21 protein-coding genes are annotated in these 25,978 nt (G+C 59.4%); 12 read left to right on the top strand and 9 right to left on the bottom strand.

Annotation, left to right across the window (positions count from 1 at the left end; translation table 11 throughout):
- Window positions 1-48: 48 nt before the first annotated feature.
- Window positions 49-8,559, bottom strand: a complete 8,511-nt coding sequence (locus tag ONZ54_RS17070) for a GH36-type glycosyl hydrolase domain-containing protein (protein ID WP_271786748.1) — start codon at window positions 8,557-8,559, stop codon at window positions 49-51.
- Window positions 8,560-9,087: 528 nt separating this feature from the next.
- Between ONZ54_RS17070 and atpD the strand changes: the two genes are divergently transcribed.
- Genes atpD through ONZ54_RS17025 form a run of 9 tightly spaced genes read left to right on the top strand, consistent with a single transcriptional unit; the run spans window position 9,088 to window position 15,699 of the window.
- Window positions 9,088-10,509, top strand: coding sequence for a F0F1 ATP synthase subunit beta (gene atpD, locus ONZ54_RS17065; protein ID WP_271786747.1), 1,422 nt, complete (start codon window positions 9,088-9,090; stop codon window positions 10,507-10,509).
- Window positions 10,499-10,888: a F0F1 ATP synthase subunit epsilon gene (locus ONZ54_RS17060; protein WP_270688414.1), complete on the top strand. Its 390-nt coding sequence runs from the start codon at window positions 10,499-10,501 to the stop codon at window positions 10,886-10,888. The genes atpD and ONZ54_RS17060 overlap by 11 nt, the downstream gene beginning before the upstream one ends.
- Window positions 10,881-11,216: an AtpZ/AtpI family protein gene (locus ONZ54_RS17055; protein ID WP_219593511.1), complete on the top strand. Its 336-nt coding sequence runs from the start codon at window positions 10,881-10,883 to the stop codon at window positions 11,214-11,216. Before ONZ54_RS17060 ends, ONZ54_RS17055 begins: the two co-directional genes overlap by 8 nt.
- The gene (locus tag ONZ54_RS17050; RefSeq protein WP_271786746.1) at window positions 11,206-11,508 is read left to right on the top strand and encodes an ATP synthase subunit I; all 303 of its coding nucleotides are present in this window, start codon (window positions 11,206-11,208) and stop codon (window positions 11,506-11,508) included. The genes ONZ54_RS17055 and ONZ54_RS17050 overlap by 11 nt, the downstream gene beginning before the upstream one ends.
- On the top strand, window positions 11,498-12,214 hold the full coding sequence (locus ONZ54_RS17045; RefSeq protein ID WP_265432998.1) for a F0F1 ATP synthase subunit A: 717 nt from the start codon (window positions 11,498-11,500) through the stop codon (window positions 12,212-12,214). The genes ONZ54_RS17050 and ONZ54_RS17045 overlap by 11 nt, the downstream gene beginning before the upstream one ends.
- Window positions 12,215-12,216: 2 nt before the next feature.
- A complete protein-coding gene (locus tag ONZ54_RS17040; protein WP_099991851.1) occupies window positions 12,217-12,498 on the top strand; it encodes a F0F1 ATP synthase subunit C in 282 nt (93 codons plus the stop codon).
- Window positions 12,499-12,501: 3 nt separating this feature from the next.
- Window positions 12,502-13,290, top strand: a complete 789-nt coding sequence (locus ONZ54_RS17035; protein ID WP_271786745.1) for a F0F1 ATP synthase subunit B family protein — start codon at window positions 12,502-12,504, stop codon at window positions 13,288-13,290.
- A complete protein-coding gene (locus ONZ54_RS17030) occupies window positions 13,280-14,821 on the top strand; it encodes an alternate F1F0 ATPase, F1 subunit alpha (RefSeq protein ID WP_271786744.1) in 1,542 nt (513 codons plus the stop codon). The genes ONZ54_RS17035 and ONZ54_RS17030 overlap by 11 nt, the downstream gene beginning before the upstream one ends.
- On the top strand, window positions 14,818-15,699 hold the full coding sequence (locus ONZ54_RS17025) for a F0F1 ATP synthase subunit gamma (protein WP_271786743.1): 882 nt from the start codon (window positions 14,818-14,820) through the stop codon (window positions 15,697-15,699). Before ONZ54_RS17030 ends, ONZ54_RS17025 begins: the two co-directional genes overlap by 4 nt.
- A 287-nt stretch (window positions 15,700-15,986) precedes the next feature.
- Here ONZ54_RS17025 and ONZ54_RS17020 read toward each other — a convergent pair whose 3' ends face one another.
- Window positions 15,987-16,871 (bottom strand): LysR family transcriptional regulator, encoded by an 885-nt coding sequence (locus ONZ54_RS17020; protein ID WP_271786742.1) that lies wholly within the window; start codon window positions 16,869-16,871, stop codon window positions 15,987-15,989.
- 109 nt (window positions 16,872-16,980) lie between these two features.
- Here ONZ54_RS17020 and budA point away from each other — a divergent pair, with 109 nt between their 5' ends.
- Together budA and alsS are read left to right on the top strand one after the other, a co-directional pair.
- Complete coding sequence (gene budA / locus ONZ54_RS17015; protein ID WP_005311953.1) at window positions 16,981-17,760, top strand: acetolactate decarboxylase; 780 nt, start codon at window positions 16,981-16,983, stop codon at window positions 17,758-17,760.
- A gap of 27 nt (window positions 17,761-17,787) precedes the next feature.
- Window positions 17,788-19,458, top strand: coding sequence for an acetolactate synthase AlsS (alsS, locus tag ONZ54_RS17010; protein WP_271786741.1), 1,671 nt, complete (start codon window positions 17,788-17,790; stop codon window positions 19,456-19,458).
- A gap of 109 nt (window positions 19,459-19,567) precedes the next feature.
- Here alsS and ONZ54_RS17005 read toward each other — a convergent pair whose 3' ends face one another.
- Entirely contained in the window at window positions 19,568-20,143 is a 576-nt protein-coding gene (locus ONZ54_RS17005; protein ID WP_271786740.1) for a DJ-1 family glyoxalase III, read from the bottom strand.
- A gap of 35 nt (window positions 20,144-20,178) precedes the next feature.
- Window positions 20,179-21,111 carry a ketopantoate reductase family protein gene (locus tag ONZ54_RS17000; RefSeq protein ID WP_058393513.1) on the bottom strand — a complete coding sequence of 311 codons (933 nt, stop codon included), beginning with the start codon at window positions 21,109-21,111 and terminating at the stop codon, window positions 20,179-20,181.
- 199 nt (window positions 21,112-21,310) lie between these two features.
- Between ONZ54_RS17000 and ONZ54_RS16995 the strand changes: the two genes are divergently transcribed.
- Complete coding sequence (locus tag ONZ54_RS16995; protein WP_005311958.1) at window positions 21,311-21,793, top strand: YajQ family cyclic di-GMP-binding protein; 483 nt, start codon at window positions 21,311-21,313, stop codon at window positions 21,791-21,793.
- Between the two features lie 130 nt (window positions 21,794-21,923).
- Here ONZ54_RS16995 and ONZ54_RS16990 read toward each other — a convergent pair whose 3' ends face one another.
- The 5 genes from ONZ54_RS16990 to ONZ54_RS16970 all read right to left on the bottom strand — a co-directional run bounded on the left by ONZ54_RS16990 (window position 21,924) and on the right by ONZ54_RS16970 (window position 25,974).
- On the bottom strand, window positions 21,924-22,766 hold the full coding sequence (locus tag ONZ54_RS16990) for a nucleoside-specific channel-forming Tsx family protein (RefSeq protein ID WP_021139380.1): 843 nt from the start codon (window positions 22,764-22,766) through the stop codon (window positions 21,924-21,926).
- Window positions 22,767-22,922: 156 nt separating this feature from the next.
- On the bottom strand, window positions 22,923-24,302 hold the full coding sequence (locus ONZ54_RS16985) for an AmpG family muropeptide MFS transporter (protein ID WP_271786739.1): 1,380 nt from the start codon (window positions 24,300-24,302) through the stop codon (window positions 22,923-22,925).
- Window positions 24,303-24,387: 85 nt separating this feature from the next.
- A complete protein-coding gene (locus tag ONZ54_RS16980) occupies window positions 24,388-24,717 on the bottom strand; it encodes a hypothetical protein (protein WP_005311963.1) in 330 nt (109 codons plus the stop codon).
- A 115-nt stretch (window positions 24,718-24,832) separates the two neighbouring features.
- Window positions 24,833-25,384, bottom strand: coding sequence for a peptidylprolyl isomerase (locus ONZ54_RS16975; protein WP_005311965.1), 552 nt, complete (start codon window positions 25,382-25,384; stop codon window positions 24,833-24,835).
- A 17-nt stretch (window positions 25,385-25,401) separates the two neighbouring features.
- Window positions 25,402-25,974 (bottom strand): YajG family lipoprotein, encoded by a 573-nt coding sequence (locus ONZ54_RS16970; RefSeq protein ID WP_059112153.1) that lies wholly within the window; start codon window positions 25,972-25,974, stop codon window positions 25,402-25,404.
- Between the last annotated feature and the right edge of the window lie 4 nt (window positions 25,975-25,978).

The raw sequence follows: 25,978 nt of genomic DNA, 5'->3' as shown, positions 1-25,978 counted from the left end.
GGCCCGGGAGCAGGCCGCTTTGTCTCTACTTTGTTCACTCAGACTCTGTTATTGCACCGCCAGGGTAATGTCAATCCTGTGGTGCCCGTCGATCAGTGGTACGCGAAATGGTGAGCCGCAAGGCTCCATCAGCACATCATCGAGTCGGATTGTGTCTGCTTGCAGCCCCGATAACACCTCTGTATTCACCGCTATGTTGTAGTGGGCGGCATCAAGGGTGATGGTTGCGCTAAATCCGGGCCAATGCGCGGGCAAGTTGGGGGCGATGAGCAACAGCTGCCCCTCACGACGGATCCCCAATATGCCTTCGATACCGGCCTGATACATCCAGCCTGACGCCCCCGTGTACCAGGTCCAGCCGCCACGACCGTTGTGCGGCGCGACTGAGTAGATATCCGCAGCCATCACGTAAGGTTCAACCTTGTAACGCTCGACGGCCTCAGGATCCAGTGCATGGTTGATGGGGTTGAGCAGGCAGAACAGGTCATAAGCCTTGGTGCCTTCTTTGAGGCGCGCGAAGGCGAGGATGGCCCAGATGGCGGCATGAGTATACTGGCCGCCATTTTCGCGCAGTCCGGGCGGATATCCGCGAATATACCCCGGATTCTGGGTCAGCTTGTCAAACGGTGGACTGAACAGCAGAGACAAACCCTGATCGTATTTGATGAGGTGTTGCTCCAGGGATTGCATGGCTATTCTGGCTCGGGTCGGGTTGGCCGCACCGGACAGGACGGCCCAGGATTGTGCGATGGAGTCTATCTGGCATTCGGGGCTCTCTTTTGAACCCAGCCAGCTGCCGTCATCGAAGGTCGCCCGGCGATACCAGGCACCATCCCAGGCTTTGCGTTCCAGCGCGACCCCGACCCGGTTGGCATGAGCCAGCCAGAGCTCGGCGCGCTTGTCTTGACGGGCGTGGGCCAGAGGTGCAAACAGACTGATGGTGCGCAGTAGCAACCAACCTAGCCAGACACTCTCCCCCTTGCCTTCACTACCGACCTGATTCATCCCATCGTTCCAGTCACCCGAGCCCATGAGTGGCAGACCATTGCTCCCGGTGAGCGCCATGGCTTGATCCAGGCAGCGGGCGCAATGCTCATACAGGGAGGCTGACGTTTCGGATACTTGTGGCAGGAAGAAGGCATCCTGCTGCTCCGTGCACAGTGCCGGGCCTTCCAGAAACGGGATCTCCTCATCGAGAATGTTGTCATCGGCACTGCTTAGAACGTAGGTGGCCGTGGCGAAGGCCAGCCAGACCCTGTCATCGGAGATCCGGGTGCGCACACCCTGGCCCGAGTGGGGCAGCCACCAATGCTGCACATCCCCTTCAATAAACTGGCGAGCGGCCGTGCGCAACAAATGTTGCCGTGTGCTCCGGGGGTTGGCAAAGCTGAGTGCCATCCCGTCTTGCAACTGGTCGCGAAAACCGTAAGCGCCTCCCGCCTGATAGAAGGCAGAACGAGCCCAGATCCGGCATGCGAGCGTTTGATACATCAGCCAGCCGTTGAGCATTATGTCCATGGCCCTGTCCGGGGTCTTGACCTGAACGGCCCCGAGCAGTGACTGCCATTGAGCCTCCACCTCGTCCAGCACCACATCGAGATCATGACGATAGCGGGTGACGAGGGCACGGGCTTGTTCGGTTGAGCCTGCCTGACCGAGCAGGATCACAAGCTCAAGGCTCTGGCCCGGGGCAAGATCAACATGGGTTTGCAGCGCTGAACAGGGATCAATCCCGGCCCCTGTGCTGCCAGACAAGGCTTTATGACTTGCCAGCGCCGCAGGAGAGGCGGGTTGACCACGGTATCCCAGGAACTCACTGCGATCGGCGGTCCAGCTCGTTTGCTGTCCCCCCAGATCGAGGAAGGCTACCCGGCCAGGGAAGGCGGCATTCCAGGGGTTGTGTGCCAGCATGGCCCCCGTCTGTGCATCTATCTGGGTCGTGATAAAGGGGGCTGTGACGCTGCGAGAGGCGCCCAACACCCATTCCACGTAACAGGTCACTGAGAGACGGCGGGGGGCATTCGTCTGGTTGCGCAGCGTCAGGCGGGAGATCTTGACGGGATCCGCTACCGGGACATATTGCAGCAACTCGCTATGGATGCCGTGAACCTGATGCTCGAAACTGCTGTAACCGTAACCATGACGAGCGATATAGGTACCGCCATCACGAATGGGCTGAGCGGTCGTCGTCCAGAGATCAAGGGTCTCTTCATCGCGAATATAGATGACTTCACTGACGGGATCCGTCACAGGATCATTGGACCAGGCGGTCAGCTGGTTCTCTTTGCTGTTGTCTGCCCAGGTGTAACCACTGCCTTCGGTGGAGGCTTGAAAGCCAAACTGCGGATTGGCAATCACGTTGATCCAGGGGGCGGGTGTGGTGTGACCCGCGCTGAGCAAGGTGACATATTCACGTCCGTCTTTGGCAAACCCACCCAGCCCATTGAAACACTCCAGCTCGGGATGCTGTAAATGTTTGCTGGCGCTGATGTGGGGCGCCCTGAAGACAGGTGAGGGTTGCGGTGACTGGGATGTGTCTGGCAGACGGGCCAGTTGCTCCTGCAGGGAGCCACGGCGAGCGACCAGTACGACCCGCGCCGCCGCATACAGCAGTTGGCAAACCTCGGCATTCATCAGATCGGTGCGCACCGTATAGACGGAGCCGCGGGCCAGCTCGCTATGGAAGCGGGGTCGGGACTGGCTGCTGCGCACGGCTGTCTCTATGCCATTTTGCAGATCCTGCACATAGGTGGCGGCGTGCTCATTGACGATCACCAGGTCGACGGCCAGACGTTTCATGCGCAGATATTCATGGGTCAGCAGCAGTTCGCGTACCTGAGCCAGATCCTCTATGTCATCAATGCGCAGCAGCATGATGGGCAGGTCACCTGAGATGGCGAGCTGCCAGAGGGCGGATTGCAGTGCCAGCCCATGCAATATGGTGTTCGATGAGGCGCGAAAGCGCGAGTCAGCGTAGAGCAGGGGAGCGGCGAGCCGCTGGAAGTTGGCCGCATCCGCCGCCTGAATATCCAGATGGTGCAACTGCACCTGTGCCTGGGTCCATGCCAGCGTCTTGGCCCGTTGGAAGGCATGGCGGTTGTGGTGCTGATCGATGAGATCGAGCAAGGCCTGCCGCGATGAGGCCACCAGCGTCCAGAATGCAACCTTGGTACTGCTGCCGGGCAAGACCTGTACCTGCTGGCGCAGCGAGAAAATGGGGTCGAGCACTGTGCCCGTTGTGTTGGACAGGGCAACATCCCGCTGCAAGGCATGGGCCGAGGCCAGGGTTCGACCCTGACCAATAAACCGGGCACGATCGGATTCATATTGAAGCGTACCGGCCAGCTGCTCCTCGACAATGATGAAGTGAGCGGCCCAGATCTCGCTGTCTTCCGGTGTTCTGGGGCGCCGGGTCGCAATCAGCGCGCCCAGCTCCGCCAGAAATTCGGTGACCACAAAGAGCTTGCTGAAGGCGGGATGCGCCCTGTCAGTTTCCGGTGTGGTCAGCACGACCTCGGCGTAAGAGGTGAGCTCGATACAGCGGGTGCTGCGACCACGGTTGTTCAGCGAGATACGTCGTACTTCGCCATCCGCTTCACCGGACACCAGGACTTCCAGTGTGGTGGTAAGGCGGTCGTGATGATGAATGAACTGTGCCCGATCCTCGGCAAAAACAACTTCCCCCTTGTGGTCGGAATTGCCCAGCGGGTGCGCACAAGGAGACCAGGTCTCACCACTGTGGACATCGTGCAAAAAGAGGAAAGAACCCCAGTGGTCCCGAGTGGCGTCCTCATGCCAGCGGGTGATGGCAATGTTGCCCCAACGGCTATAGCCGGCCCCCGCACTGGTGAGCATGACGTTGTAGCGACCGTTGGAGAGCAGGTGGGTCATGGGGGCACCCAGGGTCGATGAGGACAAGCGGCGTACTGATCGTACGTCTTGTATGGTCCTGATCCGCGATGCCTTTATCTCGGCGGCACGGGGTCTGACAATGGGCATGTCCTGCGGGATCCGCTCTTGCAGCAGCAGTTCACAAGCCTGAATGATGGGCTCTTCATGAAATCTGGCGCGCATCAGCCCCTGATGCAGGGCATTGGCGAGGGCGACGATTGTCATCCCCTGATGATGGGCCATGAAGTTGTGCACTATGGCCACATCCTGGTTATCGGGCAAACGGGACGGGGTAAAGTCCAGCGCCTCGTAAAAGCCGTAACGCCCACCGCCACCCATGGCAGCCAGCCGTTGATAGTTTTTCAAGGCAGCGCCCGGGTTGACCATGGCGGCCAAACCCGTGGCATAGGGTGCTATCACCCGGTTTTCGGCCAGTCCGCGCTTGAGGGCAAGCTGGGGAATGCCGAAGTTGGAGTATTGATAGGTGAACTCCATGTCTCGGGCGTTGAACGCCGACTCCGATATGCCCCATGGAATGCCCAGCGAGTGACCATAGCTTATCTGCAAGTCGACGATCAGGCGGTTGGTGCACTCCAGCTGAGAGCCGATAGGGGCCCGCATGACAAGGGAGGGCATCAGATACTCGAACATGGAGCCGGACCAAGAGATCAGGGCCGCGGCTTGGCCCAGCGGGGTAGCAGAGCGACCCAGTTTGAACCAGTGCTTGGTCACGACATCGCCTTTGGCGATGGCGAACAGGCTGGCAAGCCTTGCCTCCGAGGCGAGCAGATCATAGCAACTGTTGTCGAGCCGGTTGTCGGAGAGGGAATACCCGATGGAGAGCAGCTGGCGCTCCGGATCCAGCAAGAATGCGAAGTCCATTCCCATGGCCAGGGTGCGTGCGCGTTCGGCCAGTGCCTGCAGCCGTGGCGCAAGCGCACCGGGGAGGCTGGCGTCATCCAGGCGATGTTCGGCCACCGTCTGACTGAGCGCCTCTGACCAGAAGATGACCTCGGCCCCCTCTTTGGGATGCGCTGGCAGATCAATACGGTGTGCTGTCTCGACGCCTTGTTGCGCAAGCCGTTCGAGCTCAGCTAGCTGGCTTGTTACGGGCTGCTCGCCATAGAGTTGGTTGCGGATTGCTTTCAGGCAGGCCGTGAGCGCGTTCACCGGCTCGCTGTTTTTCACCGGGTAGGCTTGCAGGGCCTGAAGCATCAGCAGATAGGTGTCTTGCAAGCCGCTGCGTATCGAGCTGTTGTCGGCGGCTTGTTGCCAGTTTTCGCAGGTGCTCGCGACCACCAGCAGATGGCCCGCAAGATTGCCACTGTCAACGGAAGAGACATAGGCCGGCTCCAGGGTGAGCAGGCGCCGGGTGTCATACCAGTTGAAGAAGTGGCCCTTGAAGCGCGGCAAGTGTTGCATCACCTCCAGGGTGGCTTCCAGCCGTTTGATGACGGCCTCGCGCCCGGCCCAGCCAAAGTCATTGGCCGCCAGGGTCGAGAGCAAATAGAGCCCCATGTTGGTGGGCGAGGTTCGATGGGCAATGACCTCTATCGGAACTTCCTGAAAGTTGTCCGGTGGCAGCTGGTTGTCGAGATCGGTCACAAAGGTCTCGAAATAGCGCCATGTCTTGCGGGCAATCAGCCGCAGCTCTACCGCTTCCCTGGCACTGCAGGTCATCTGTTTGCTCAGATAACGGGGCCGGCTGGTCCAGTACGCCATCAGGGGGGCCAGCAGCCAGAGGGTGCCAAAAGGCAGGACCAGCGGCCAGGCGGTGGGGGCACTGAACAGCGTCATGACGCACACTCCCATTCCCAGTACCGCACCGCTCATCATCATTTGGTAAAAGCCCAGGCAGGCCAGTCGCGGTGCGCCCGAGGTTTGAGCCGTTGTGGTCCACTCCAGCAGGTGGCGATGTGACAGGAATAACCGGAACAGAGTACGGACTATGGCATCTGTCATGCGCCAGGTCTGGTCGGCCAGAAAGGTGAGGCTGAGCAGGGTTTGCATGACGGCACGCTGCAGGCTATTGCCAATCCTGCCCACATAATGGCGCCATAAAATATCCTGTTTGCAGGGGAGTATGGTGAAGATGAGGGGCAAAAATATCGGAAGAGCAAGACAGGCAAGCAGCATCAGATCCGCCGCCACCGCCGTGCCCAACGGCAGTTGCCAGGATGCGAGAAAAGCCAGCAGGGCACTCGGTGCCAGCAGTGAACGGCAGAGGTTATCAAACATTTTCCAACGCCCTATCAGGGGCAGTGAATGCTGGCCATGTTTGCGCTGACAGATCCAGGCGAGCAGTTGCCAGTCGCCGCGTGTCCAGCGATGCTGCCGTTTGGCACTGACGTCATACCGCGATGGAAACTCTTCGACAACTTCAATGTCCGAGGCCAACCCTGCGCGGGCAAAGATGCCCTCAAACAGGTCGTGGCTCAGGTGACTATTTTCCGGCACCCGCCCTTCCAGCGCGGCGGTAAAAGCATCGACGTCGTAGATGCCCTTGCCGGTGAAAGAGCCCTCCCCGAACAGATCCTGATAGATGTCCGAAACGGTGGCTGCATAGGGATCCATGCCGCCAGGCCCTGAGTAGAGCCGTTGGTAATAGGAGCCATCCTGACCCAGTGGAAGAGAGGGGGTGACACGGGGCTGGAGAATGCCATAGCCATGGGTGACGCGCTGCTGCTCGGCATCAAAATGCGCGCAGTTGAGTGGATGCGCCATCTTGGCAATCAGGCGACTGGCGGTATCCCGCGGCAATCGGGTATCTGCATCCAGGGTGATGACATAGCGCACATTTTGGGGGACGGCAGGGGGCTGACCATCGATCACCATAAAACTGGTGTCCGTTGCTCCTCGCAGCAAACGGTTCAGCTCATAGAGCTTGCCACGCTTGCGCTCCCAGCCCATCCAGCACTCTTCGCCCGGGTTGAACTGGCGGTGGCGATGGAGCAGCAGGAAGCGATCCCCTGACGGCCCGGGGCCATATTTGATGTTCAAGCGGGCGATGGCCTGACTGGCTTCGCTCAGCAGGGCCGCATCTTCGGGCATGTGTTCCTGGGCGGCATCCATCCCGTCGGAGAGCAGGGCAAAGCTGAGATCGCCACTGATCCCTGACAGGTGATGGATCTCCAGCTGCTCGACTTGTGCCAGCAGATCGGAGTGAGAGGTCAGCAGGGTGGGGATGACCACCATGGTGCGCAGGGATGAGGGAATGCCGTGAGTGAGATCCATGGCCGGCAGAGGCATGGGCACCAGATAAAAGCTGATGAGATAGTTGACCAGCGAGATGGCTGCCGCCTTGACCGGCAAGAAGGCAAACAGGATGAAGAGCGGCATCCAGAGGGACCATGGCTCACCGGGCTGTGCGAGCTGCTGGTAGGTGAATGTCAGCAAAAGCAGCGTCAGTAGGGTAATGATGCCGACATAGCCGCCGATCCCGAGTCGGGAATGAAACCGGTGAAGTCGAAGGCGTAACGGGGGGCGAAAACCCAGATCGGTTTCCAGGGCGAGTCGGCCCTCGGCCATCAGGTGATAACCGGGATCCTGCACCCTCAGTTTCATGTCGTCTGGCAGGGTGTCGACATCTTGTCGGGTCGCCGACAGGACCCGCGCCGTGACATCCAGCTCATCGTGGGGGGAAGAGCGGGCCAGCAGCTCGATTGCCCGGCGATAGAGATTGCGGGTGGGAAAGTCCATCTCGGCGAAGTGGGTACTGGCTCGTAACTGCTGATCCACCAGACTCATCTTTTCAAACTGCTCGCTCCAATCGATGTTCGAGATGAATCGCATGCTGGTGATGATGTTGCGAATGGTGACGTTGGAGGCCCCCTGCCGCTGCTGTGCATGCTGGACCACTTCATCGATGGACCCCCCCTGCAGCGTCAGGCGCGCTTCCAGCCAGCCGAGTGCCGGTGTGATATCGGGATCCTGGTCACGCAGTTGTTTGACGAGTTGAGCGGCAAAAATCTCGGACAGGGGGCCTGTGGCACGAGAAGCTATGTCTTCGTTCAGTGCCGACAAGGCGCACCCTGAGGCGAGCAGGCGCGAGCAAAGGCGATCTGCGTCAGCTCTGGCCTGACGGGCCAGCGAGATCTGTTCAACCAGCCGCCGCAAGTTTTCAATGAGCACGATCCTGAGGGTGATGGGCACAGCCCATAACTCACCAATGGTCAGCGGTTGCACACGCTGATAGGCCAGGATGAAACGGCTCAAGGTCTCGGGGTCGAAGTGGCTGTCGTTGTGGGCAATGAAAGCCCAGGCGATGCCAAAGACTCTGGGATAACCGGCAAAGGGGCCTTCGGCCAGCTTTGGCAACTGGCGGTAGTAGCTGGTAGGCAGGCTGCTGCGGATCTCGTAGAGCTGGGCTTCGACCAGGTGATAGTTGTCGAGGAACCACTCGGCCGCATGGGTCAGATCATGCCCCAGTTCGAGTTCAGCTGCATTTGCCTGATGGGCGGATGACAAGACGACCTCGTTTTCTTTCAGGCGCAGATGCAATGATTGCACCGCCGCGGGTCTGGCGGTGACTGACTGGGCTTCTGCCAGCGTCATGGCGTGGGATTCCAGCCGCTCTATGCCGAACAACTCTTCACGAACGGGCTCCTTGTCCTGCCAAGGGTCATTGGTTGGCTTGAAGCCAAATAACCTAGCGCACCAACCATTCATGGATATCTCCCTGCTTGTTGTTACCGGACCCGGGTCCGCGTTCGTGGAACATCAATCCATCGTTGGATATGGGTAATGTCTCTCTGTTGTCGGCGGCTCGCTCGGAGCCATCGACATGCATGACTGATGAAGGGGCCAGCCTCGCCTGTCGCGCGACAGGCAGACAGGCAAGAGCCCAGGTGTTGGGTAGCGAATGAACGGTTCACTGGAAGAACGGGAAAGGTGAGTCCTGGCGGTTCTTCAAAGGCGGGCATAAATGACCTGTCGCCAGATCTGACAGTCGTGGTAATTAAAATAAAAATGCAGTAGCCGCGAAAACACTATGGCGGGAGGGCGGCGGGCTGTCTGTTCGTTAACGTACATATCAAGGTAGGCCGTACTGGTAAGGTCGAACCGTCCTGTTGCACCTTGCTCAACGATTCACTTGAGTTCGCTCATGCCTCAGGCCACTTCCTTGTCAGGGTTGCCAGTGACAGTCTGGTTGTCTCCTGGTCATGGTTGAAGGACAACGCAGACTAGGGAGTTGATATGACTGACAAGACAGCACCATCCCGTACCGGCATCGTGGTCTCGGTGCGTGGCAGCGTGGTGGATGTTCGCTTCGACACGCAATTACCCCCCATTCATTCACTGCTGAGAACGGGTGATGAGGGGGACATCGTCATCGAGGTTCAAGCCCAGCTTGATGCACAACGCGTGCGTGGCATTGCCCTGACTCCCACCCAGGGATTGGCGCGGGGCGCCCTGGTGAACGACAGTGGTGGCCCCCTGTTGGCGCCGGTCGGCAAGGGCACGCTGTCACGAATGTTTGATGTCTTTGGTCAAGCGATCGATCGTCTGCCGCCCCCAACCGTGGATTGGCGTAGCGTACACAACACGCCGCCGGCATTGGCAAGGCGCTCGACGCAGCCTGAGATTTTCCTGACCGGGATCAAGCTGATCGATGTACTCATGCCCTTGGAGCGCGGGGGTAAAGCCGGCCTGTTTGGCGGTGCAGGCGTTGGCAAGACTGTCCTGCTCACGGAAATGATCCACAACATGCTGGGTCAGCATAAAGGGGTGAGCATCTTTTGCGGGATAGGTGAACGCTGTCGCGAAGGCGAGGAGCTCTATCGCGATATGAAGGCCGCTGGCGTGCTCGACAACATGGTGATGGTGTTCGGGCAGATGAACGAATCTCCGGGCGCCCGATTTCGTGTGGGTCACGCCGCGCTGACCATGGCGGAGTACTTTCGTGATGACGAGCATAGCGATGTGTTGCTGCTCGTCGACAATATATTCCGCTTTATCCAGGCCGGCATGGAAGTGTCTGGGCTGATGGGGCAGATGCCGGCTCGTCTTGGCTACCAGCCGACCATGGGCACTGAGCTGGCCCAACTGGAGGAGCGCATCGCCAATACCGATACCGGTGCCATCACGTCGATCCAGGCTGTTTATGTACCCGCAGATGACTTCACGGATCCGGCCGCCGTGCATACCTTCTCGCACCTCTCCGCATCGATTGTGCTGTCGCGCAAACGGGCGAGCGAAGGGCTATATCCGGCCATTGATCCCTTGCAGTCAAATTCCAAAATGGCGACGCCTGGCATCATTGGCGAGCGACACTACACGCTGGCACAGGCGATCCGCCGCACCCTGGCGCAATACGCCGATCTCAAAGACATCATTGCAATGCTTGGTATGGAGCAACTGTCGAGCGAGGACCGCAACGTGGTGGCGCGTGCCCGGCGACTGGAACGTTTTCTGACTCAGCCATTTTTCACCACGGAACAATTCACCGGCATGCAGGGGCGACAGGTGAGCCTGGATGATGCCCTGGCGGGTTGCGAGCGTATTTTGCGCGACGAGTTCAAGGATGTACCGGAAAGTGCGCTGTATATGATCGGAGCCATCGATGAAGCGCTCGACAAACAAGCCAACAAAGAGAAAGCGAGTACCCATGAGACTTAAGATTTTGTTGCCTTTCAAGGTGTTTGCCGAGAAAGCGGATGTGCTGCGCATCGTTGCCGAATCGACATATGGATCCTTTGGTCTGCTACCCAATCGGCTCGACTGCGCTGCCGTACTGGTGCCGGGCATTCTGGTGTTCGAGACGAGTACAGAGCACGAGGTCTGTGTTGCGGTCGATCAGGGGGTATTGGTGAAGACGGGTGACGAGGTGTTGGTGTCCGTGCGCAATGCCATCGGTAACCTGGAACTTGAACAATTGCGTGCCGCCGTTGAGCGAGAATTTTTAACGCTTGATGAGCAGGAAAAAAGCGCGCGAGCTGCGCTGTCAAAACTTGAAGCGGGTTTTGTACACCGTTTCGTGGCCATGCAACATGACTGAGCAAGGACGCAAGCCGGGCGATGGCAAACGCGGGTTCAGCGAGCTGATTGGCAACAAGGCTGAGCGCAAAGTAAAGGCGCAGCAACAAGTCACACGCACCGTCTGGTCGGGTCTGGGCATGATGGGTCTTATTGGCTGGTCGATCGCGATCCCCACATTGCTGGGGGCGGCACTGGGTCTTTGGCTTGATGAGCGATACCCGGGCGGCCAGTCATGGACGTTGGCGCTGCTGGCTGCGGGTCTGACCCTCGGCTGCTTCAATGCCTGGCGCTGGCTGGCAAAAGAAGACAGTGAAATTCACGATAAGGGAAAAAAACATGATGAATGAATGGCTCATTTTGAGTGGCAGCCTGTTTGCCGGCGTCGTGCTGGGCCTGCTCTTTTTTGGCGGCCTGTGGTGGACGGTTCGCCGAGGCGTCGCCTCTGCCCAGATAGCCCTCTGGTTTTTTTGCAGCCTGCTTTTGCGCTCGGCGATCGTGATGGTGGGTTTTTGGCTCGTTGGCGGTGCTGACTGGCAGCGCTGGGCGGCTCTGTTGCTGGGGTTTATCCTCGCTCGGATTGCTGTCACACGAGTCACTCGCAAGATGCCAGTATTGATCGGTGCTCAATATGCACCTTAGCCCGGACGTCCTTGTTTTCTGGCAATTCGGCTTTGTTAAGCTCAATGCCACCATCGTCTACAGCTGGGGCCTTATGTTCGTATTGACGTTCGGTTCATGGCTGGTGACCCGTCGCTTGTCGAAAGGACTGGACCGTAGCCGCTGGCAGAACCTGTTGGAAATCATAGTCACCGGTATCGTCGATCAGATTGCGGAAGTCGGGCTGCTCAAGCCACGGCTCTACCTCGGCTTTATTGGGACGTTGTTTCTTTTTGTCGCCAGCGCCAACCTGGTCACCATCATACCTGGCTACGAGCCACCCACCGGCTCCTTGTCGACGACCACGGCACTGGCTATTTGCGTATTTTTTGCCGTCCCGATCTTCGGCATTGCCGACAGCGGCCTGACCGCGTATCTGCAAGCCTACGTCAAGCCGACCTTGATCATGTTGCCTTTCAATATTGTCAGCGAATTGTCGCGCACCTTGGCATTGGCCGCCCGTCTGTTTGGCAACATGATGAGCGGAACCATGATCCTTGCCATCTTGCTCACCATAACCCCCTTTATTTTTCCTGTAATCATGAGTGCGTTAGGACTGCTGACCGGCATGGTGCAGGCCTATATCTTCAGCATTCTGGCGGCCGTCTACATCGCCGCTGCCACCCGGGTCCGTGAACCCAAGCCTGAAGTAGCTCCCGAAACCACACCCATTTCCCAAAAGGACTGATCATGGACAGTTTGACCCTCATTGCCATTGCTTCGATTATCACATCTGGCTTGACCATCGCTATTGGCAGCATAGGCCCGGCGCTCGGTGAAGGCCGGGCGGTGGCGATGGCGCTTAGCGCGCTGGCGCAACAACCTGATGCATCAGCCACCATCACTCGTACCCTGTTCGTTGGCTTGGCCATGGTCGAGTCGGTGGCTATCTACTGTTTTGTGGTGTCGATGATCCTGATCTTCGCCAATCCGTTCTGGAATCAAGCCATCGCCGCCGTGGCAGGAAAATAGATCATGCTTATCGACTGGTTCACCGTCGGCGCGCAAGTGGTCAACTTTTTGATCCTGGCCTGGCTGCTGAAACGCTTTCTCTATCACCCGATACTCGATGCAATTGACGCCCGTGAGAAGCGCATTGCTACCGAGCTGGCCAATGCAGCTCAACAGCAAGCATCGGCTACAGAGGAGAGAGAAAATTTTGAGCAACGAAATTCCGAGCTCGATCGCAACAAGGCAACACTCCTCAAAGAGGCAACAGAGGCTGCTCATGTCGAGCGCCAGCGGCTGCTTGACGAGGCAAGGCAAGCTGCGAGCGCCCTGATTGCCAAAGGCAAAGCCTCCCTGCAAAGCGAGGCGCACGCACTGCACCATGATATTCGCCAGCGGACCAGCCAGGAGGTCTTTGCCATTGCGGGCAAGGCATTGACCGATCTTGCCGGTATCACGCTCGAGGCCCGTATGGTTGATGTGTTCGTCGCCCATCTGCGTGACCTGAACGACACCGACAAGGCTGCGCTGAGCAAGGCGCTGAAGACCTCCGGGCAGCCACTGGTGGTCAGCAGTACCTTCGCGTTGTCGGACGAGCAGCGCAACTTGCTGGAGACGACTATCCAGCCATTACAAGATAAGGCCCCCGCGTTGCGCTATGAAACTGTACCGGAACTTGTGTGTGGCATAGAGCTGCGCGCCGAAGGTTACAAGGTTGACTGGAGCATTGCCGAATACTTGGTCAGCCTGGAAAAAAGCATTGGTGAGCTGCTCAAACCCGCCAGTACTTCAGAAGGTACAGCCAATGCCTCCTGATACTCTGCAGCAGGTATTGGCATCGACTTTCTCCGCTATTGAGAGGGGCCGCGACACCTTTGTTCATGGCATAGTGACCCGGGAAGTCGGCTATATCACCCGCGTTACCGCCGGTATTGCCAGCGTCTCCGGCCTGCCGGGTATCGGCTTTGAAGAGGTACTTGTTTTCCCCGGCGGCATTCAGGGTATTGCCTTCAATGTCGATGAAGATGAGATTGGCGTTGTGCTGCTTGGAAATTATTGGTTGTTGCACGCTGGCGACCAGGTTGAGCGCAGTGGTCATGTTGTCGATGTGCCGGTCGGGGAGCGCTTGATCGGCCGGGTCATCAATCCCCTGGGCGAACCCCTCGACGATCAAGGGCCCTTGTCGCCCGGGGAGCGCCTGCCAATCGAGCGTCCTGCCGCTGATATCATGGGTCGGGCCCCGGTCACAGTGCCCTTGCAAACCGGCATCAAGGTCGTTGATGCGCTCATTCCCATTGGACGCGGTCAGCGCGAATTGATTCTGGGTGACAGGCAGACTGGCAAGACGGCCATTGCACTGGACACCATTCTCAATCAGCGTGACAAGAATGTGCTCTGTGTCTACTGTGCCATTGGCCAGCGTGCCGCCGGCGTTGCCAAGGTGATTGCGACGCTGCGAGAAAAGGGGGCGCTGGAGTACACGGTTGTCGTCGTTGCTGAAGGAAACGATCCCCCTGGTCTGGCCTATATCACGCCCTATGCCGCGACCAGCATTGCTGAGTATTTCATGGAGCAAGGGCGCGATGTGCTGGTGGTTTACGATGACCTGACACATCACGCCCGTGCCTATCGCGAACTCTCCTTGCTGCTGCGTCGACCGCCGGGTCGCGAAGCCTTTCCCGGTGACATTTTCTACATCCATTCGCGTCTGCTCGAGAGAGCCACCCATCTGTGCAAGGAACTTGGTGGCGGCTCTCTGACGGCCTTGCCCATCATAGAGACAGAAGCTCAGGATATGTCGGCGTACATCCCGACCAACCTGATATCGATCACCGATGGTCAAATTTACCTGTCACCCGTTCTCTTCGAATTGGGGGTGTTGCCTGCGGTCGATGTCGGCCAGTCCGTGTCGCGGGTTGGCGGCAAGGCGCAGCGTGCTGCCTATCGGGCTGTTGCCGGTGATCTCAAGCTGGCCTATGCCCAGTTCGAAGAGCTGGAAACCTTCTCGCGCTTCGGCGCCCGACTCGATGCCGCCACTCAGTTGCAGCTCGCGCACGGCCGTCGCATCCGTGCCTGTTTGAAACAACAAGAATTTTCACCCTTCCCCATGGTGCAGCAAATTGCAGTGTTGCTGGCGCTGAGTGCGGGTTTGTTTGATCAGATCCCGCTCGACAGGATGAAAGAAGCCGAGGATGCCGTTTGCGATGCCGCCGACCAGGTCTCGCCAGCGCTCTGCGCCCGCTTGGAAAGCACCGAAACACTCGAGGATGAAGACAGTGCTCAGATAGTTGACCTGGCGCGGCAAGCACTCGTTCAGTTCCAGCCGGTTGACGAGGTAAGCGAATGAGTAAAACAGCCGTCAGTCTGCGTCGCCAGATAGCCAGTGCCAGTGACCTCGAATCCGTTGTGCGGACGATGAAGGCGATGGCCGCCTCGAGCATTGGTCAGTATGAAAATGCGGTGCGTTCCCTGGATGACTATGACCGAACGGTTCAACTCGGCCTGCTGACCTTTTTTCGCCAACAGCAGGGCGACCTGGTTCGGTCCGCAGCGCTCAAGGATGAGGGACCCACGGGTGTCATCGTATTCGGGTCGGATCAGGGGCTGGTCGGGCAGTTTAACGAATCACTGGCTGAGTTCGTCAGTGAAACGCTGGATAAGCTGCCAGGTCGTAAAATCATCTGGACCGCAGGGGATCGTATCCGCTCCCGCCTCGATGACAGCGCCCTTACCTTGGGACGGGCTTTTCGTCTGCCCAGCGCCATCTCGGCGATCACTCCGCTGGTCAGCGAGATCCTTATCGAGACAGAATCTCTGCGCGAGCGCGGAGAAGTCAGCAATATCCTCTTGTTTCACAACCGCCCAAAGTCCGGCTCGCTTTACGAGCCTGTCTGTCAACCCTTCCTCCCCCTCGATGCCACCTGGCAACAGGCCTTGATGACCCGGAGCTGGCCGACCCAGTGTCTGCCAGAGTTGATCGGTCGCAGGGACAATACCCAGATGGCGTTGGTGCGCGAGTATCTCTTTATCTCCTTGTTTCGTGCGTGCGCCGAGTCGCTCGCGAGTGAAAATGCCAGCCGGCTTGCTGCCATGCAACGGGCGGAAAAAAACATTGGTGAATTGCTGGATACGCTTGAAAGTGAATTTCATCGCCTTCGCCAGAGTGCCATTGATGAAGAGCTGTTTGATGTGATCGCCGGTTTTGATGTGCTGCCGGATGATTAGATCCAAGGCAAGAGAGAGGAGGGCGTATATCACCCGTGGCATGCCCGGTGAGAGGGTGACAATTCATGGCGGTCGCATGCTGGCCTGTCGGTTGGATAACGCCATGAATGCCCATGTTCGTGAACCTCATCAATCCATTTAGGTCGCCTGTCCAACCGGATTGGATGCTGGCCGCACGAGTGTGCCCAGCCCTGCCACCTCGTCCATGGCTCTGACCCCCGCCAGCGTCTCGTTCACATGTGCCTTGTTGTTCTGCTGATGGGATGTCGGCCAGTGCCCGGGGAGGCTCAGCGCTGGCGAGGGATCAGCCCTATCAGGTGCTGCAGGCTCTTCTGACGGGGATGGCAGCGGGTGGCGAGGCTGATGCGGGTGGTGAGCGGTTCATCGGCGATGGGGTGATAGCTGACGCCGTGGGGATGCAGCTCGCTCACAGATCGCGGGATGATGGCAACCCCGAAACCGGCCTGCACCATGCCGACGGTGGAGATCACCTGAGGGCTCTGGCTGCCGAGACGGGGACAGAAACCGGCCCGCTGGCAGCGTTGGGTGATGGCATCGTGCAGGCCCGGCCCCAGTTCGCGGGGGAACAGGATGAAGGGATCCTGCGCCAGGGCCTCGATGGCGATGGCGCCCGTGCTTGCCAGCGGGTGGTGCGGGGGGAGGGCTATCAGCATCTCCTCCTCATCGATGAGATGGTGAGTCAGCGCCGAGCTGCTGCTGCACGGCAGGCGCAGTATGGCGGCATCCAGCTCCTCGCTCATCAGGTCGCGCACCAGATTGGGCATGCTGTTCTCGATGGGATGCAGGCTCACCTCTGGCCAGGCCTGGCGAAAGTCGTGGATCAGGCGCAGCACGCTCGGGTGCAGCACAGTGGAGCCGGCAAAGCCCAGACGCAGGGAGCCAAGCTGACCGCGGGCAATGCGCTGGGCTTTCTGCATGGCCTGCTCGGTTTGCGACAGTATGCCCTTGGCATCCTGATAGAGGCTCAGCCCCGCCTCGGTCAGCTCCACACTGCGGGTCAGCCGGTGAAACAGTGGCGTGCCCACCTCCTGTTCAAATTTGCGGATCTGCTGGCTGAGGGGCGGCTGGGCCATGCCCAGCGTCTCGGCCGCCTTGGTAAAGCTCTGCTTCTCTGCCACGGCTACCAGGTAGCGCAGGTAACGAAATTCCATATCTGGTACGTCTCGAAGCTGATGGGTTTGGATATTGGTATCAAAGTGTGATCTTGGTCACTATTGAATCCTGATTTGCCAACCTAACAGGATTGGAGGTTAAATCCAAATGGAAACCCATACACAGTGTGACTGTGCCATCGAGATCAGCCAGCAGTTTGCTCGCTGGCAAGCCCGTCAGGGTGGTGGCGAGGTCTATCAGAGCTCCTTGATGAGCGCCCTGCTGGCCGGCGTCTATGAGGGCGAGACCACCATGGCCGATCTGCTGCGCCACGGCGACTTCGGTCTTGGCACCTTCAACCGGCTCGACGGCGAGCTGATTGCGTTCGAGCGCCAGATCCATCAACTCAAGGCCGATGGCTCGGCCCGTCCTGCCCAGGCCGGGCAGAAAACCCCGTTTGCGGTGATGACTCACTTTCGACCCTGTCTGGAGCGCCGCTTCGATCACCCCCTCAGCCGCGACGAGATCCATCAGTGGATCGATCAGCTGGTGGGCACCGACAACGTCTTCGTCGCTTTTCGCCTCGATGGTCTGTTTGAGCAGGCCCAGGTGCGCACCGTGCCCTGCCAGACCCCGCCCTACAAGCCCATGCTGGAAGCCATAGAGGCACAGCCTTTGTTCTCTTTCAGCCAGCGGCGCGGCACCCTGGTGGGCTTTCGCTGCCCGCCCTTCGTGCAGGGGATCAATGTGGCCGGCTATCACGAACATTTCATCACCGAAGATCGCAAAGGCGGTGGTCACATCCTCGATTACGCCATGGGCCACGGCCAGCTGCAGTTGTCTGTGGTTCAGCATCTCAACATAGAGCTGCCGCGCAACCCTGCTTTTCAACAGGCTGACCTCAATCCCGCCGATCTGGACCGCGCCATCCGCGCCGCCGAAGGCTAAGCCCTTCGCTTACAAGGAGTTATTCTCATGGAAAATCAACACTGGAGCTGCGGGGCCGAGCTGGTCGTACGCCATCTGGAGGCGCAGGGCGTCAAGCAGGTATTCGGTATTCCGGGGGCCAAGATCGACCGGGTATTCGATGCCCTGGAAGATTCCCCCATCGACACCATAGTGGTGCGTCACGAGGCGAACGCCGCCTTCATGGCCGCCGCCGTGGGCCGTCTGACCGGCAAGGCCGGGGTGGCGCTGGTGACCTCGGGCCCAGGTTGCGCCAACCTGATCACAGGCCTCGCGACCGCCACCTCGGAAGGGGATGCCATGGTAGCGCTGGGGGGCGCGGTGCGACGTGCCGATGGCCTCAAGCTTACTCACCAGAGCCTGGACACCGTCAGCCTGTGCCGCCCCGTCACCAAGTTCAGCGCCCAGGTGGGAACCGGGTCCGCCCTGTCAGAGGTGATGGCAAACGCCTTTCGTTGTGCCGAGCTGGGCCGCCCAGGCGCGGCCTTCGTCAGCCTGCCCATGGACATCATCAACGAGCCGACCGATGGCGCCATCCTGGTGCCCAGAGCCATACCCGAACCGGGCGCCGCCGATGAGGCAGGCATAGACAGGGCGCTGAGCCTGCTGGCGCAGGCCCGCAAGCCGGTGGTGCTGCTCGGCCTGTTGGCCAGTCGGCCGGAAAACTCTCTCGCGGTGCGCGCCTTTTTGGACAAGAGCCGGTTGCCGGTGACTGGCACCTATCAGGCGGCCGGTGTGGTGGATACCCACCATTTCGATGACTTCGCCGGTCGGGTCGGGCTGTTCAACAACCAGCCGGGGGACAGGTTGCTGCAGGATGCGGATCTGGTGATCTGCATAGGTTACAGCCCCATCGAATATGACCCTGTGCTGTGGAATGGCACGGGTGAGCGGCAATTGCTGCACATTGATGCCCTGCCGGCGGAGATCGACAGCAGCTACTGCCCGGCGGTTGAGCTGGTGGGCTCCATCAGTGCCAATCTATATTGCTTGACCAAGATGCTGCACAAGCCGCTGGCACGGGACCCCGCCATCGCGGCCCTGCTTGGGGAGATACGGGCCCAGCGTCACCAGCTGACCCAGCATGCCCAGCATCTGGGGGGCATGCCCATCCATCCGCTGCGCATCGTCAAGGAGCTGCAGGACATCATAGGGCAGGACATGACACTGTGCGTGGACATGGGCAGCTTCCACATCTGGATTGCCCGCTACCTCTACAGCTTCCGGGCGCGTCAGGTGCTTATCTCCAACGGTCAGCAGACAATGGGGGTAGCGCTGCCCTGGGCCATAGGTGCTGCCATGGTGCGGCCGGGGGAGAAGATCATCTCTGTCTCCGGCGATGGCAGCTTCATGCAGTCGAGCATGGAGCTGGAGACGGCGGTGCGGCTCAAATCCAACATAGTGCACATCATCTGGGTCGATAACGGCTACAACATGGTGGCGATGCAGGAGGAGAAAAAGTACCGCCGCAGCTCGGGGGTGAGCTTCGGGCCCATCAACTTCAAGGCCTATGCCGAGTCCTTCGGGGCGGCCGGTTTTGCGGTCACCAGTGCCGAGGATCTGCGGCCTACCCTGCGCGCCGCCATGGCGGTCGTTGGGCCCGCCGTGGTGGCCATACCGGTGGATTACAGTGACAACCACCTGCTGATGGAGCAGCTCAGGCCCGAGTTGCTGAGCTAGCGATCAAGGGGGCAGCCCGAGTTGCGCCCGGCCAATAGCAGAGCGCCCCTTGCCGGCTGGCAAGGGGCGCTCTGTCATGACGAGAGGGCATCCGCGATGGCAACAGGGGTCATGGCATGACAGAAGGGGGCATCACCATGGGGCCGGCGACCGCGAGGGCGGTGTCGTCCCCGCGCAGCACCCGCACGATTTCGAGGGCAAATTCGATGGCGGTGCCAGGCCCCTGGCTGGTGATCAGGTGATGAGTCTCATCCGTCACGACCCGCGCCGTGCTGAGCTGGCTGGTGGGCAGTTGGGCCTGCAAGCCTGGGTGGCAGGTCACGCTGGCATCTCCCAGCAGATCATGATGGTGCAGTACCACCACGGGGGCGGCGCACATAGCCGCCCGCCAGCGGCCGAGCGCCGCCTGTTCCCTGAGCAGATCGATGGCGAGCGGCGTATCGCGGATTGCCTCGCTGCCGGGCAAGCCGCCCGGCACGACGATGGCTTCGAAGTCACGGCTGGTCAGCTCGTCGATATGATAGTCAGCGACCAGCTGTACCCCGCGGGAGGCACGGATCTGGCGCAGACCCGCCGGACAGCAGGAGGCCAGCAGCACCTCGATGCGTGCGCGCACCAGGGTGTCGACGATGGCGACGGTTTCGATCTCTTCAGACCCCGGTGCTACCAATACCAGTACTGTCATGCTGCACTCCTTGGTTACCCGCCATCTCGGCGGGCTTAGCTCTTCTCTTTGATGGCCTGATAGAGGCCCTGATTGACCGGCACCGCTATGCCGTGTTTGGCGGCGCAGGCCAGCAGGAAGCCGGTGATGGCCTCGATCTCTGTCTCGCGCCCCTGCTCCATATCCTGATGCATGGAGGAGTAGTTGTCGGCGGTCAACTCGACCACCGTCATGGCGCGGCGCAGCAGCTCATCGCTGCTGGTGGGCTGGCCTTCGGCCTGCATGACGTCGGCCACTTCCACGCAGATCTGTTGCAGGGCATCGGCGAAGCGAGGGCCGGCCAGCTCGCCATTTTTGAGCTTATAGAGCGCCGTCAGCGGATTGATGGCGCAGTTGATGGCAAGTTTTTGCCACTGGCGAGCCAGGATCTGCTCGTCCCAGCCGGCCTGGCCGAGGGCGGCGGCGAGATCCTCTGCCAGGGAGGCATGAGCCCTGGCCGCTTCATTGACCGGGCCGAGCCAGGTCTCGCCCTTGCCGGTGTGGCGGAACACGAAGTGACCGCTCTGCATTGCGCCGTGGCTGGTGACGCCCGCAATGACAGGATTATGCGGAAACAGCTGCACCACCTGCTCGGCAATGCCCATGCCATTGTGCAGCAGCACTATGGGCACGCCCGCCGCCAGCTTGCCTGCCAAGGGGGTCAGGGCAGACACGACCTGACCTGCCTTGGTCATCACCAGCAGGCGCTTGATCTGACCGGGCTGGTCGACGAAGCCGCGCTCGATGGCGATCAGCTGGGTCTGGCCTTCCAGCGAGGTGAAATCAATCCCGGGGTGCAGGGTCGAACGGTGGCGATCGCGCAGCAAGACGCGGGTCGATTGGCCGCTTTGAGTCAACAGGGAGGCGAAGACGCCACCCAGGGCGCCGCAGCCCAGCAGTGACCATTGGGGGGAGGAGGGCAGTCGGGAACTCTGTAATCCGCTTGGCATGGAGAGACTCAATCAAGGTAGGGTTGCATTCCGATCAACCATTTACCGGGGATAAGTGAAATGTCGCTTGGCGGACACTAACGGGTCTCGCCATTCCTGTGCGCAGGGGATTCTAGCAGAGCAACCCCATCGAAATCAGCAAATTTGCCGGTTTTCTGGTAGATTTGCGCCCTTATAGCGCAACATGAGGAGCCCTGACATGCCGTCATTCGATATTGTCTCTGAAGTCAAAATGAACGAGGTGTTGAACGCCGTCGATAACGCCAATCGTGAACTGGCGACCCGTTTCGATTTTCGTGGTGTTGAAGCCAGCTTCGAGCTGAACAAGGAAGAAGTAAAGCTGGAGGCCGATGCCGACTTCCAGCTCAAGCAGATGGTCGAGATCCTGCGCGCAGCCCTGCTCAAGCGCAACATCGAGAACAGCTCAATGGACGTGGGTGACAGCGTTCACTCAGGCAAGCGTTTCCACCTGAACGTCAAGTTCAAGCAGGGGATCGAGAAAGAAATCGCCAAGAAGCTGGTGAAGTTGATCAAGGATTCCAAGATCAAGGTGCAGGTCGCCATTCAGGGTGATGAAGTGCGGGTCACCGGCAAGAAGCGTGACGATCTGCAGGAAGCCATGGCGCTGGTACGTGGTGCCGAGCTGGGTCAGCCGATGCAGTTCCAGAATTTCCGCGATTGATGACGGGCGGGGAGGGTTCGGCCCTCCCCCTTGTTCGATTGCACATAGCTCGATAGCAAAAGGCTCGATGACAAAGCCATAAAAAACCGGAGCAGCTGCTCCGGTTTTTTTGTCCACATTACCCGTTCGATTAGAACTTGTAGGTAACGGAGAAGTAGTGGCTGAAGCCAGAGCTCTTCCAGGCGGTACCGTCAAACGCGGTAGAGCCATCTTTGGTGCCGTAGGCATCCATGAAGTACTTCAGGCCATAACCCACTGCGTAGCGGTCGGAGTGCCAGTAGATACCGTGGAAGGTCGCCATGTTGTCGCTGGTGCGGTCAGCACGGTTGTGGGTATCCAGGTCGAAGGCGTAATCCAGGTAACCCTGATAGGAAACGAAGCTGCCGTTGCTGAAGGTGTAGAAAGGCTTGAACCAGTTCATGGCGAACCAGTAACCGTTCCAGTCACCTTCTTCTTCGGTGAAGAACTGGTTTTCGGTAGCGTGGCGGGCATACAGGTTCATGCCAACTTTGCCGAACCAGGGAACCATGACATCAGCACCCAGACCGATCATGTTTTCCATCTGGTTGTCGCCGATGTTGTTCAGGGAGGCGATGTACACCTCTTGCACCGGGCCGAAGGAGAGATCTTTACCAGTCAGCGCATCCAGAGACATACGCGGCGCAAACTTCATGAACAGGTTCTGACCATTGTGCTTGTCGCTGTGACGGGAGTCGAAGATGTCGAACACATCAACGTAACCGTACAGGTCAAACAGACCGGAGCGACCACCGAATTCCATTTCGAAATAGGTATCGTTGTAGCTATCTTGACCGGAGGTGAAGGGACGCTGGTCGATGGTGTGCATGACGTTGAACTGCATCCACTTGTAATCATTCTTGTGGATGTCACCGCTGTAGTCAGCAGCGAAGGCCGGAGTAGCGGCAGCAGCCAGCAGACCGGCAGCGATCAGAGTCTTGGTAAATTTGGCCATTTTATTGGTCTCTTGTGCGTTAGTTGAGGTTTTCCGTAGCCTGCCCACAAGGAGCGGGAGGGATTCTAGCCAAATAAATTCATCGGAGAAACAAGCACCGGGGAACTTTATTCGGAAGTGTGAATCTAATCACCCCCAATTTCACGCAAACGCTTGCTATTTGTCCGCTTCCGAGAGCAAGGCCCTTCCTCGTCTGGCAACCATGACGATCAGGAGCAAGACGGGAATGCCGAGCAGGCTGGTGCCGATAAAGAAGGTGCTGTAGCCAAACTGTTCGACGAAGTGGCCGGAGAAACCCGCCAGCAGCTTGGGCATCAGCAGCATGACGGAGCTGAACAGGGCGTATTGGGTGGCGGAGAAGGCCACGTTGGTCAGGCTCGACAGATAGGTCACGAAGGCGGCAGTCGCTATGCCGGCGCTCAGGTTGTCGACCGAGATGATCAGGGTCAGCAGCTGCAGGTTGTGGCCCACTTCGTTGAGCAGGGCAAACAACAGGTTGGTGCTGGCGGTGAGCAGGGCGCCGAGGAACAGGATCCGCAAGGTACCAAAGCGCATTACCAATATGCCCCCCAGGGCCGCACCCACCAGCGTCATGATGACGCCGTACACCTTGGTGATGGTGGCCACTTCTGTCTTGCTGAACTGCATGTCCACGTAGAAGCTGTTGGACATCACGCCCATCACCACGTCCGAGATGCGATAGCAGGCGATGAGCCCGAGGATCAGCATGGCCGATCCACCATAACGGCGGAAGAAATCGGCAAACGGACACCAGATGGCCTCATAGATCCAGGCGCCGACTCCAGCCAGCGAGGTTGGCCAGCCATGGGAGAGCAGCAGCGCCTTGCGCGCCTCCTGCTGTTCGTTCTGACCGGCGAGATCGATATCCGGCTCATGGCAGATCAGTGTGGTGATGACGCCAAGAGACATGAGTCCCGCCATCAGCAGATAGGTGAGTCGCCAGCCGTTGTAGTCATAACCGGTGTTGCTGCCAAGCCAGGCTGCCAGCGCCAGTGCCCCCGCACCCGCCATGATCATCGCCAGTCGATAACCTGTCATATAGGAGGCGGCCATGGCCGCCTGCAGCCGCTCCGGCGCCGACTCGATGCGATAGGCGTCGATGACGATGTCCTGAGTGGCGGAGGCGAACGCCACCAGCAGGGCGAACAGGGCCAGTTGGGCCAGCTGGGTCTTGGGATCGCAGAAGGCCATGCCCACCAGTGACGCGGCGATCAGTATCTGGGAGAGCAGCATCCAGCTGCGACGCCGCCCCAGCCAGCGGGAGAGCAGTGGCAGGGGCAGTCGATCGACCAGCGGTGACCACAGCCACTTGAAGCCATAAGCCAGTGCTACCCAGCTCATGTAACCTATGTCGGTCAGGCTGACATCGGCCTCGCGCAGCCAGAACGACAGGGTGCCAAACACCAGCAGCAGCGGCAGACCGGAAGAGAAGCCCATGGCAAACAGGATGAGGACCCGAGACTCAAGATAGACGGCGAGCGAGTCTCGCCAGCTCGGTGTGCGGACAGTGTTCAAATACCTGACTCCTCTGGGAAAATTGCGCCATTTTGTCAGGTTCGGGGGGGATAGCCAAGGCAAGCCGAGCAGGGCGGACCAGGATTCAGGGGCGGGAACCCATGCAGTGGCGGGGGCAGGGGCCTTCCATGGTCAGATAATTGGCACACGCCATCAGCTGCATGCGCAGCCAGACATCGGCGATGATCTGCTGCTCATCCCACTGATGCAGGCTGTGCAGCAGGAACCAGAAGACACCCTCCTGATCGGTGGCGGCTTGGGTGTTATAGGGATCGTGGGGCAAATCTTGCCAGTGGGAGAGGAGCTGCCAGCTCAAGTCTTCCAACTGCTGATAAGGGATTTCTCGTGCCAGAAAGTGACGAACCGCCCGAGCCAGCGGGACTGCGTGTTGGGTTAAGTACTGGTGGTAGATCACCGGAACCTCCTTCTCCTCGGGTGGGCCATGCCCCTGGAAACGGGGCAGGGCCAGAGTATAGAAAGGGGCGCCGGTGACCCGGGCAAAGACGCGACGGAATGTGATCCGGCTCGCGTTATTTCTCCGCCAGCAACACCACCTTCTTCAGGATGATGGGGCTGGTGGGTACGTCGTTGGCGCGCAGAATGGAGCTGTAACCCGTCTGCACCTGGGCCAGCTTGTCCAGCACCTCCATACCCTGCACGACCTGGCCGAATACGGTATAACCGGCGCCTGCATTGGCGTTGAGGTTATTGTTGTCGGTCAGGTTGAAGTAGAACTGGCGGGTGGCGCTGTCCACGGCTTGGGTGCGGGCCATGGCGATGCTGCCGCGTTTGTTGGGCAGGCCGCCCTTGGACTCGTTGACCACGGGATCGAAGGTCGGCAGTTGCTGGAACTGCTGGTTGTAGCCGCCCCCCTGCACCACGAAATCCTGGATCACCCGGTGGAACAGGCTGCCGTCATAACTGCCGTCCGCCACGTAGCGCAGGAAGTTCTTCACCGTCTGCGGCGCCTGTTTGGATGCCAGCTCCACCACTATATTGCCGTGGTTGGTCTCCATCCTGACCTTGGGGCCGGCAAACGCCAGCGGGGCGATCAGCATGGCCAGTAACCAGAGTTTCTTCATTGTTTAGCTCTCCTTTCTCAGCTCGGCTGACCCTTGAGGTAACCACGCAGAGCGTCATCCGCCATGATCTGTTGCAGCAGGCTGCCCAATTGCTGGTTCAGGATGGATTCCAGTTCGGCCATGCTCGGCTCCCCCGGACCTTCCTTGCTGGAAGACATGTTGAACTGCTTGGTCAGCTTGCTGCCCTGGAAGTCGGCAATCACCTGCAGGCTGACGCGGGACTTGGTGACATAGGTGAAGGTCTTTTCTTCCACCGTGACGGCGGCGCTGGAGATGGCCAGGGTCAGGTTGGTGGTACCGCTGTTGCCCACTTCCAGTCCCTGACTGCGCAGCCCTTCGGCCAGCTTCTCGGCCAGCAGGTTGTTGAGCGGCTGTTCGCTGTTGACCAGCACGGCCGCCTTCTCTTTCTTCTTGATGGAGAAGACGTAGGCGGCTTCACGCTTGTCGACCCCTTCCAGGGTGATGCGGTTGCCAGAGTAGTACTGCTGGTTGGAGGGGATGACCTGCGGGTTCAGCAGCGCGGTTTCCGGCCAGTGAGTGGCACAACCACCCAGCATCAGGGCGGCCAGCAGCAAGATTGACTTTTTCATCATG

Origin of the sequence: Aeromonas salmonicida (assembly GCF_028355655.1) — a bacterium.
In the GTDB taxonomy this organism is placed as follows: domain Bacteria; phylum Pseudomonadota; class Gammaproteobacteria; order Enterobacterales; family Aeromonadaceae; genus Aeromonas; species Aeromonas salmonicida.
The sequence above is the reverse complement of the archived record's forward strand: the minus strand, read 5'-3'. Positions and strand labels throughout refer to the sequence as shown.

Bases quoted from the DNA above. Each gene is read 5' to 3' on its own strand.
- ONZ54_RS17000 (WP_058393513.1), bottom strand. From the start codon at position 21,111: ATGCCAAGCGGATTACAGAGTTCCCGACTGCCCTCCTCCCCCCAATGG.
- ONZ54_RS17020 (WP_271786742.1), bottom strand. From the start codon at position 16,871: ATGGAATTTCGTTACCTGCGCTACCTGGTAGCCGTGGCAGAGAAGCAG.
- ONZ54_RS17045 (WP_265432998.1), top strand. From the start codon at position 11,498: ATGCACCTTAGCCCGGACGTCCTTGTTTTCTGGCAATTCGGCTTTGTT.
- alsS (WP_271786741.1), top strand. From the start codon at position 17,788: ATGGAAAATCAACACTGGAGCTGCGGGGCCGAGCTGGTCGTACGCCAT.
- ONZ54_RS17030 (WP_271786744.1), top strand. From the start codon at position 13,280: ATGCCTCCTGATACTCTGCAGCAGGTATTGGCATCGACTTTCTCCGCT.
- atpD (WP_271786747.1), top strand. From the start codon at position 9,088: ATGACTGACAAGACAGCACCATCCCGTACCGGCATCGTGGTCTCGGTG.
- budA (WP_005311953.1), top strand. From the start codon at position 16,981: ATGGAAACCCATACACAGTGTGACTGTGCCATCGAGATCAGCCAGCAG.
- ONZ54_RS17025 (WP_271786743.1), top strand. From the start codon at position 14,818: ATGAGTAAAACAGCCGTCAGTCTGCGTCGCCAGATAGCCAGTGCCAGT.
- ONZ54_RS17035 (WP_271786745.1), top strand. From the start codon at position 12,502: ATGCTTATCGACTGGTTCACCGTCGGCGCGCAAGTGGTCAACTTTTTG.
- ONZ54_RS17070 (WP_271786748.1), bottom strand. From the start codon at position 8,559: ATGAATGGTTGGTGCGCTAGGTTATTTGGCTTCAAGCCAACCAATGAC.
- ONZ54_RS16990 (WP_021139380.1), bottom strand. From the start codon at position 22,766: ATGGCCAAATTTACCAAGACTCTGATCGCTGCCGGTCTGCTGGCTGCT.
- ONZ54_RS17005 (WP_271786740.1), bottom strand. From the start codon at position 20,143: ATGACAGTACTGGTATTGGTAGCACCGGGGTCTGAAGAGATCGAAACC.
- ONZ54_RS16970 (WP_059112153.1), bottom strand. From the start codon at position 25,974: ATGAAAAAGTCAATCTTGCTGCTGGCCGCCCTGATGCTGGGTGGTTGT.
- ONZ54_RS16995 (WP_005311958.1), top strand. From the start codon at position 21,311: ATGCCGTCATTCGATATTGTCTCTGAAGTCAAAATGAACGAGGTGTTG.
- ONZ54_RS16975 (WP_005311965.1), bottom strand. From the start codon at position 25,384: ATGAAGAAACTCTGGTTACTGGCCATGCTGATCGCCCCGCTGGCGTTT.
- ONZ54_RS17060 (WP_270688414.1), top strand. From the start codon at position 10,499: ATGAGACTTAAGATTTTGTTGCCTTTCAAGGTGTTTGCCGAGAAAGCG.
- ONZ54_RS17050 (WP_271786746.1), top strand. From the start codon at position 11,206: ATGATGAATGAATGGCTCATTTTGAGTGGCAGCCTGTTTGCCGGCGTC.
- ONZ54_RS17040 (WP_099991851.1), top strand. From the start codon at position 12,217: ATGGACAGTTTGACCCTCATTGCCATTGCTTCGATTATCACATCTGGC.
- ONZ54_RS17055 (WP_219593511.1), top strand. From the start codon at position 10,881: ATGACTGAGCAAGGACGCAAGCCGGGCGATGGCAAACGCGGGTTCAGC.